This window comes from Streptomyces sp. Edi2, assembly GCF_040253635.1.
Taxonomy (GTDB): Bacteria; Actinomycetota; Actinomycetes; order Streptomycetales; family Streptomycetaceae; genus Streptomyces.
This window is the reverse complement of sequence record NZ_JBEJGX010000003.1, coordinates 592,042-599,343: the sequence shown is the minus strand read 5'-3', so window position 1 is coordinate 599,343 and position 7,302 is coordinate 592,042. Positions and strand designations below refer to the sequence as shown.

The window sequence follows — 7,302 nt, the reverse complement described above, 5'->3', positions numbered from 1 at the left end:
GGCACCCTGAACAAGATCAACTGCCCGACCGGCCCACCCCAGCCCACCCCAGCCCAACCCAGTCCAACCGAATCCAACTCAGCCCAACCCAACCCAACCCAACCGATGATGGGAGAGCGTGACATGGACGAGAACGCCCGCTACCAGGTGCTGCGCAACGACGAGGACCAGTACTCGCTGTGGCTGGCCGACCTGGAGGTCCCCGACGGCTGGCACGCCGTGGGCAAGGAGGGCACCCAGGACGAGTGCTCCGCCTACGTCGACGAGGTCTGGACCGACATGCGCCCCCGTAGCCTGCGCGAACGCATGGACCGCGCCGCCTCCTGACGGTCCGCCCCGCAGGGCCGCGGCCGACCGCCGCGCCCTGCTCCCTCCCGCACCACCCCCGTGCGGGCCGCGACACGGCCACCGGCCGGCGCGGCCCGCACGGCCCGTTCACCGCTTCCTCTTGCGCTTCCTCTTGCGGCCGCACCGTTGCCGGGCGCTGAGCCGCCGTGCCTGCTTGTCTGCCGTCACCGCGAACTGCGCCCCGCCCCGCCGCGCCGCCCGCCGCGCACTGCGCCGCCCACGCGCCGCCTTCCAAGTGGCGGGGCCGCTTTCCGAGTTGCCGGGTCGCCCTGCGACCTTCCGCGTCGTCCGGCTGTCCCCGCAGAATCCTCGCTGCTCACCGCCGACGAAAACGATTTCCGGCTGCTGGTTCCCCTTTCCCCGGGTCGCGGCCCTGCGCCATGCATCTGCATCATCCCGTTGTCTACGGAAAATGGCAGGGTACCCCTTAATTACCTGGCATATCGGATTTGGCGTCAGGTAGTGACGATAGGGCGTTATTGCGCTATACCAGTGACATGCGCCGCACAGGCCGGACGCCTGAGAGCGGAGTTCAAGACTTTTACGGGGTGAGGGAACTGCGGATCGCGGGGGATTTTCTCAGGGGCCGGTCCGTGACCTGGACCTGTTCTTCCTGGCCGGAGCGGCGGGCACGACTCCGTCCCACCATCGGGCCGCGGCGGTCGACGGCATGACGGGGTAACTACCGCCGCACGGCCCGCAGTTCGCACGAGATCACGCACTTTCGCACATGCCCGGACACGGCCTGCGCCGAGCCCGCCTCACGACCGGGGCATTCCCCGGAAGCCGGCCCCTCCGTTCCGCGCCGGCATTGCCTTTCGCCACACCCACATCACTTGTGCTTTCCCATGAGAAGGGACCTTGGAATGACCCCGATCTTGCGTACCGACCGGCTGATTCTTGCGCCCTACCGGCCCGAGGACGAGGAAGTCTTCGTCGCGCTGCTCGGTGACGAAGAGGTCTGCCGCTGGATGGGCCAAGACCGCGTACCCGAAGAAGAGATCCGGGTCATATTCCAAGCGATTCTCCACGAGATCTACGCCAAGAACATGTTCGACGTATGGGCTGTGTGGTCCGAGGGCGCCTACGTGGGCCACGCGGAGATCAAGAAAACCGGCAACGTCGACGGCTACGAGATGATCGCCGCGCTGGTCAAGAAGAGCCGGGGGAGGGGGGTGGGCAACGAGTTGGTCCGCGGTCTGCTGCACTACGCCGCTGACACCCTGCAGCTCAGCGAGGTGTACGGAATGGTGGGCGCCGAAAATGCCGCCAGTCTGGCGCTGGGCAAAAAGCTGGGATTCACCCATGTCCGCGACGTCGTCGCGGACGACGGCACCGTGACGAAGATGCTGGTCCTGCCCACCGGCAACAGCCGGCACCCCGACCCCGGTGCAAGTCCGGCCGCCGTCCCGGTGGGCTGAGCGGGACGGCGGCCGTACGAAGCATCTGCACACGGACCGGACAACCGGACACGACGGCGGCCCACAAGACGGCAGCCGGCAGGTCGGCCTGCCGACAGAGCAGCAGGCCGGCAGCTGTCCGGCGCCGGCCCGCCCGCGGTGTCAGAGACGGCGCCCGAAGAGTTCCAGCATGTTGCGCCAGTGGCGTGCGTTCGCCTCGGCGTTGTACGCGGCGGTGTCGGCCTGCGTGTAGCCGTGGTCGGCACCTTCGTACAGCTCGCTGCGGTAGCGCACGCCCGCGGTGTCCAGCGTCTGCTCCAGGATCTTGATCTGGTCGGCGGGCATCGAATGATCGTGGTCGGCGTGGCCGAAGTACAGCTCCGCCGTGATGCGGTCGGCGAGCCGGTGCGGACTGTCCTCGGCGTCGGTGACCAGGCGGCCGGCGTGGAAGGCGGCCGCGGCGCCGATGCGTTCCGGACGGGCCGCGGCGGTGCGGATGGCGAGGACCCCGCCCATGCAGTAACCGGCGGTGCCCAACGGGCCGTCAGTGACCTCGGGGGAGGCGGCCAGCCAGTCGACGTAGGCTCCGGCGTCCCGCATCGCCAGGTCCGGGGTGAGGGTCTGGATCACCGGGAAAAGCTGCTCGAAGATCTCCGGCCGCTGAGAGGGATCGATGAAGTCGGGCAGCTCCACCACCGGGGCACGTCCGGCGCGGTAGAAGACATTGGGCACCAGCACCGTGTAGCCGTGCCCGGCCAGGCGCCTGGCCATCTCCTCCAGCGACGGCCGCAGTCCGAAGGCGTCCATGTACAGCAGGACGCCGGGGTGCGGCTGGCCGTCGTCGGGGTGGGCGAGATAGGCATCGGCGATGCCGTCCGGAGTGGGGATGTCCAGGGGGCCACCGTGCACGCTCGTCATGTCCGCACCTCTCATCGGGTTCCGGGCGACCCACGAGGCGCCGCCCGCCCGCCGACCGGCGCCGGCGAGCTCCCCACAGTAACCATCTGCGCAAAAAAGACATCCGCCGAGGCGACGACAAGTCACGCCTGACGAGACCGCAGGCCACGCTTGAGGAGCCTCATGTCACGCTCCTCAAGGAGGCAACAGGCCACGCTTCCGGCAGGAGCCTCCTTCGCCGGAAGCAACAACAACAGACTCGCTTGCGCCCCCGGCCCAGCCGAAGTCGATCTGTCAGGAGCCCACCACGGACGCCCCTCAAGTCTGTGCACGCCCGTACAAGTCCCTTGTGTTTCCTGTGTGTTGGAATCCAGACATGGCCACTCCCTCCCCCGTGCCCGTGCCGCTTTCCCGGAACGAGCCCTTGAGCCGACCACGAGCCGAGGTCGAACGGCTATGTGACGAGGCGACGCGACAGAAGGACCTGGCGCATCGCAGAGCTGAGTTCTGGGCCAAGGTCGATATCGCTCTGGGCTTCCCCGCAGCGCTCCTCGCCGCCGTCTCCGGAGCCGCGGGCCTGGCATCGGCGGACGCCCGCGTACCTGCGGCGTTGGTTGCCCTTGCCGCCGCGGGGTGCGCGGCAGGCGTCGGCTTCCTCCGGAGCGACAGCAGACGTCTGGCCAACAAACGCGCCCGGCAGGCATGGGCTCTCGTGGAGGCCAAGGCCTGTATGAAACTGGCACAGGACTGCGTGCTCCCCGACGACCTCGCCGAGGTCCTGGAGAGCCGCCAAGCAGCACTGGCGGCCTACGAAGGGGAAGAACCGCCCACCCCGGCACCGGCGAACTCACCGCCCTGGCAACGGTGAACTCGCCGCCCAGCCGGGGCGCGCGGTCATACTCGTAGCCGTAGCCGTAGCCGTAGCCGTAGCCGTAGCCGTAGCCGTAGCCGTGGGTGTGCAGGTCGCGCTCAGACCAGCGTGGAGATGCAGAACGGGTGGCCTGCGGGATCCAGCAGGACTCGCCATCGGTCGGGGTCCGGCTGGAAGGCGGGCTCGACGGCCCCCAGGGCGAGCAACCGGGCCTGGGCGGCGTCCAGGTCATCGACGCCCAGCTCGATGTGGGCCTGCTTTTCCTGGGAAGGGTCCGGCCAGGTGGGACGGCGGTAGTCGGAAAGCCGGTTGAACCCCAGTCCGGCCCCACCCTCCTGGCCGAGCAGGGCGAAGTGGTCAGTGGAGAAGACGAGGGGCAGGCCAAGAGCCTCGCCGTAGAAGCGGGCCAGCTCGGCGGGGTCCGGACAGTCGAAGGTGACGGCCGAATAGCGGAATGCGGGCGCGGAGGTATGTGCCGTACTCATGGAGCAAACGCTATGGCGGGACCAGGACACCTTCTGTCCTGGTCATGTGGAACACTCCAGAACGTGATCAGCACATCCGCCCGCCTGCTGCGATTGGTCTCCTTGTTGGCCTCCCGGCCGTCGTGGACCTGCGGCGAACTGGCCGGCCGGATGGCGGTGGCCGAACGCACGGTGCGGCGGGACATCGCCAAACTCAGGGAACTCGGCTACGCCGTCGAGTCCGACCCCGGCCCCTGGGGCGGCTATCGCCTCCGGGCCGGAGCGAGGGTTCCCCCGCTGATCCTCGATGACGAAGAGGCACTTGCCGTGGCCGTCGGGATGCGCGAGGCCGCGCTCAGTGGCACCCTCGGCGGCGACCAGGCCGCGCTGTCGGCCCTGCTGAAACTCCGTCAGGTTCTGCCACGGCGGATCGCGGACCGGCTGGGCGAGATGGACGCCACCTTCGTCCACACGCCCAGGCCCGACGAGCCGCAGATCTCGGCCGGCATGCTGCTGGAACTGGCGGCCGCATGCCGCCGGGGCGAGCGTGCCCGACTGTCGTACCGCGACTGGGCAGGGAAAGCCACGGTCCGGGACGTCGACCCCTACCGCCTCGTCCACACCGAACGCCGGTGGTACTTCGTCGCCCGGGACGTCACACGGGACCGGTGGCGGACCTTCCGGGCCGACAGAGTCGACCGACTACAGCCAACCGGGCGGCCGGTGGAGTTCATCGACCCACCGGACCCGGCGCTGCTCGTCTCCCGCTCCGTCGCGACCGGCCCTTACCCGCTCCAAGCGACGATCCGCCTCCCGATGCCCATGAACCAGGCTCTGAGGCTGATCCCGTCGTCCGTGGGTACCCACCGTCCCGAAGGCCCCGACGCCACGATCGTCGACATCGGCGGTCCAGACGCAGAAGGCCTCGCCGGATACCTCATCAGCCTGGCCACACCGCTGCACGTCCTGTCGCCGGACGCGGTACGGCAAGCCCTGCTCCGTCGTATCCAGGAACTCTTCGAGCACAACGCGAACGGCGGTCCCAACCTGGATAGCGAGGTGGCACGAGAACGAGCACCGAGCCAGGAGAACAGAACAACGCACCACTGAAAGCGCCCCGCTCGAAGAGGCGTTGCCTATCCCTCAGACACCGGCATCGCGTTCGGCCAGTTTCTTGAGCGTCAGCAGCTGTTTGCGCATCATCACGAGATCACCCCAGGCCAGAAGCCTGCGGCGCAGTCTGCGGGCGAGTGACCCCTCGGCCTCGGCAGCGACCTTCACCACCAGGCGGCAGCCCTCTCCGAGCGGGGTCAGGGTGTAGCTCACCGCCATCTGGCCGTGCCGTTCGGCGAGCCGGGCCGGCAGCACGCCGGTGATGTGGGTCCCGGTCTCGAAGCCCGCGATCTCGAACACGAGGAAGGGCTGGCCCAGGGCCAGTTCCGGCAGTCCCTGGACCAGCGTGCGCGGACTCTTCTGTCCGCGGAAGTCGATCCAGTCATAGCTGTACGGCGCGAGGGTCAACTGCCGCAGCCAACGGAAGACGAGGCCGGGCGGCGCCGCCACGTCCACGGCCCGGACCCACCCCTCGGCAGGCACCGCCACCAGAGAATCACAGGGATAGCGCGCTTCCAGCTCCGTAGTGGTGGCGCCCCAGACCTTCCCGGTCAAGTCCATGCCATGACCCTACGTGACGCTCCCGCCGTCACTCACCGGCGGTCCGGGCGCCGGTCGTCAGGGCCCCATGGGGTGGGCCCCGAGAGCAGGGGCCACAGGCACGGCCCGCGGGAGCCCGCCCGACCCAAGAGCAGGTGCCGGCAGGGAAGGCCCCGAACTGATCGCGCCGCAGCTCGGTGTCCGCTAGACAGGCGCGATGACTGATCCGATACCCGACCTGATATCTGACTCAATGTCCGACCCGGCGTCCGACTTAATGTCCGACCCGGCGTCCGGCCCGACGACCGATCCTTATACGCTCCGTGCGGTCACCGAGGACGAGTTCTCCGACTGGGCCAGAATGATCGCCGATACCTATGGCGTCGACCGGTCCGATGAGGAGATCGCCCACCAGCGTGCGGCAACCGCATTGCAGCGCACCATCGCCGTATTCGACGGGGACACCCCCGTGGGTGGCGCGTCTCTCTACAGTCGGCTGCTGACGGTTCCCGGGGCCGTCATGCCGGTGGCGGGGGTCGCCACGGTCGGTGTGACCCCCACTCACCGGCGCCGCGGGATCCTCACCTCGATGATGCGGCGGCAGCTGACCGATCTGCACGAGCACGGCGCAGAGCCCGTCGCCGTGCTGCGTCCCGCCGAGTCCGCGGTATACGGCCGCTTCGGCTACGGGCCCGCCACGCAGGGGAACCAGCTGCGGTGCGACAAGCGCGGCATGTCCTTCCGTCCCGGGACGGACTTCGGCCAGGGGATGGTTCGGTTGATGGACCGCGCTCAGGCTCGTCCTCTTGTGCAGGAGATCTACGATCGGGTCCGGAGCAGCTCGGTCGGCTGGCCCGACAGGGGTGCCCCTCACTGGGAGGTCCGTCTGTTCGACGAGCCGCACTCGCGCGGGGGCGCGACCGCGCTGCGCTTCGCCGTACATCAGGAGCCAGACGGCCAGTTCACCGGATACGCCCTGTACCGGCACAAGAGCTCGCGCGATGCCGTAGGCAACGACAGCAGCGCGGTGCAGGTCCTTGAGCTGGCGGCTGTGTCACGGCAGGCGTATGCCGCACTGTGGCGCTATCTGGTGGGGATCGACCTGGTGCCGTGGATCGAATACGAAGGTGCGGTGGACGAACCGCTCCAGCATGTGCTGACGGATCCGCGTGCGGCACGCTCGGCCGTGGTGGACCGGCTGTGGGTGCGGCTGGTCGATGTGGACCGGGCGCTGACGGGACGCCGGTATGCGGCATCACTGGACCTGGTCCTGGACCTCGACGACGCATTCTGCCCGTGGAACACCGGCCGCTACCGCCTGCAGACCGATGAGCATGGGGTGACCTGCGAGCGTACGAAGGCCTCCGCGGATCTGCGGATGGGCGTAACCGAGCTGGGTGCGGCCTTCCTCGGGGGTACGACGCTGGCATCGCTTGCGGCCGCGGGCCTGGTCCAGGAAGTGCGGCCGGGCGCGCTGGCCCTCGCCGACCTCGCCTTCCGCGGCAGTCGGCAGCCTTTCTACCCCGGGGGCTGGGCGTTCCCGCTCTACTGAGTGCCGGGGTGTCGAGTGCCGAGTGCTGTCCTCTCAGCCATACATCGAGGGCAGCGCAGGCCGCTCCCGGGTGCACCCGGCAACATCCGGAAGCACCTGGGAGCACCTGGGAGTACC

Annotated in this window: 8 protein-coding genes; 5 read left to right on the top strand and 3 right to left on the bottom strand. The window is 68.9% G+C overall.

Annotation, left to right across the window (positions count from 1 at the left end):
• The first annotated feature begins 123 nt into the window (after positions 1 to 123).
• On the top strand, positions 124 to 327 hold the full coding sequence (locus ABR737_RS06160; protein ID WP_088796130.1) for an MbtH family protein: 204 nt from the start codon (positions 124 to 126) through the stop codon (positions 325 to 327).
• A gap of 887 nt (positions 328 to 1,214) precedes the next feature.
• The gene (locus tag ABR737_RS06155) at positions 1,215 to 1,769 is read left to right on the top strand and encodes a GNAT family N-acetyltransferase (RefSeq protein WP_350249171.1); all 555 of its coding nucleotides are present in this window, start codon (positions 1,215 to 1,217) and stop codon (positions 1,767 to 1,769) included.
• 141 nt (positions 1,770 to 1,910) lie between these two features.
• Here ABR737_RS06155 and ABR737_RS06150 read toward each other — a convergent pair whose 3' ends face one another.
• Positions 1,911 to 2,666 (bottom strand): dienelactone hydrolase family protein, encoded by a 756-nt coding sequence (locus ABR737_RS06150; RefSeq protein WP_350249170.1) that lies wholly within the window; start codon positions 2,664 to 2,666, stop codon positions 1,911 to 1,913.
• 403 nt (positions 2,667 to 3,069) lie between these two features.
• Between ABR737_RS06150 and ABR737_RS06145 the strand changes: the two genes are divergently transcribed.
• Complete coding sequence (locus ABR737_RS06145; RefSeq protein ID WP_350249169.1) at positions 3,070 to 3,513, top strand: hypothetical protein; 444 nt, start codon at positions 3,070 to 3,072, stop codon at positions 3,511 to 3,513.
• Between the two features lie 101 nt (positions 3,514 to 3,614).
• Here ABR737_RS06145 and ABR737_RS06140 read toward each other — a convergent pair whose 3' ends face one another.
• A complete protein-coding gene (locus ABR737_RS06140) occupies positions 3,615 to 4,001 on the bottom strand; it encodes a VOC family protein (RefSeq protein WP_350249168.1) in 387 nt (128 codons plus the stop codon).
• Positions 4,002 to 4,064: 63 nt separating this feature from the next.
• On the opposite strand from ABR737_RS06140, the gene ABR737_RS06135 reads away from it, so the two are divergent.
• On the top strand, positions 4,065 to 5,090 hold the full coding sequence (locus ABR737_RS06135) for a helix-turn-helix transcriptional regulator (protein ID WP_350249167.1): 1,026 nt from the start codon (positions 4,065 to 4,067) through the stop codon (positions 5,088 to 5,090).
• A 33-nt stretch (positions 5,091 to 5,123) separates the two neighbouring features.
• On the opposite strand, the gene ABR737_RS06130 is transcribed toward ABR737_RS06135, so the two are convergent.
• The gene (locus tag ABR737_RS06130) at positions 5,124 to 5,654 is read right to left on the bottom strand and encodes a hypothetical protein (protein ID WP_350249166.1); all 531 of its coding nucleotides are present in this window, start codon (positions 5,652 to 5,654) and stop codon (positions 5,124 to 5,126) included.
• Between the two features lie 256 nt (positions 5,655 to 5,910).
• On the opposite strand from ABR737_RS06130, the gene ABR737_RS06125 reads away from it, so the two are divergent.
• The gene (locus tag ABR737_RS06125) at positions 5,911 to 7,185 is read left to right on the top strand and encodes a GNAT family N-acetyltransferase (RefSeq protein WP_350249165.1); all 1,275 of its coding nucleotides are present in this window, start codon (positions 5,911 to 5,913) and stop codon (positions 7,183 to 7,185) included.
• Positions 7,186 to 7,302 lie beyond the last annotated feature (117 nt).

What these genes read in the sequence shown, in the direction of transcription:
- ABR737_RS06160 (WP_088796130.1), top strand. Translation starts at nt 124, where the DNA reads ATGGACGAGAACGCCCGCTACCAGGTGCTGCGCAACGACGAGGACCAG.
- ABR737_RS06155 (WP_350249171.1), top strand. Translation starts at nt 1,215, where the DNA reads ATGACCCCGATCTTGCGTACCGACCGGCTGATTCTTGCGCCCTACCGG.
- ABR737_RS06150 (WP_350249170.1), bottom strand. Translation starts at nt 2,666, where the DNA reads ATGACGAGCGTGCACGGTGGCCCCCTGGACATCCCCACTCCGGACGGC.
- ABR737_RS06140 (WP_350249168.1), bottom strand. Translation starts at nt 4,001, where the DNA reads ATGAGTACGGCACATACCTCCGCGCCCGCATTCCGCTATTCGGCCGTC.
- ABR737_RS06130 (WP_350249166.1), bottom strand. Translation starts at nt 5,654, where the DNA reads ATGGACTTGACCGGGAAGGTCTGGGGCGCCACCACTACGGAGCTGGAA.
- ABR737_RS06125 (WP_350249165.1), top strand. Translation starts at nt 5,911, where the DNA reads ATGTCCGACCCGGCGTCCGGCCCGACGACCGATCCTTATACGCTCCGT.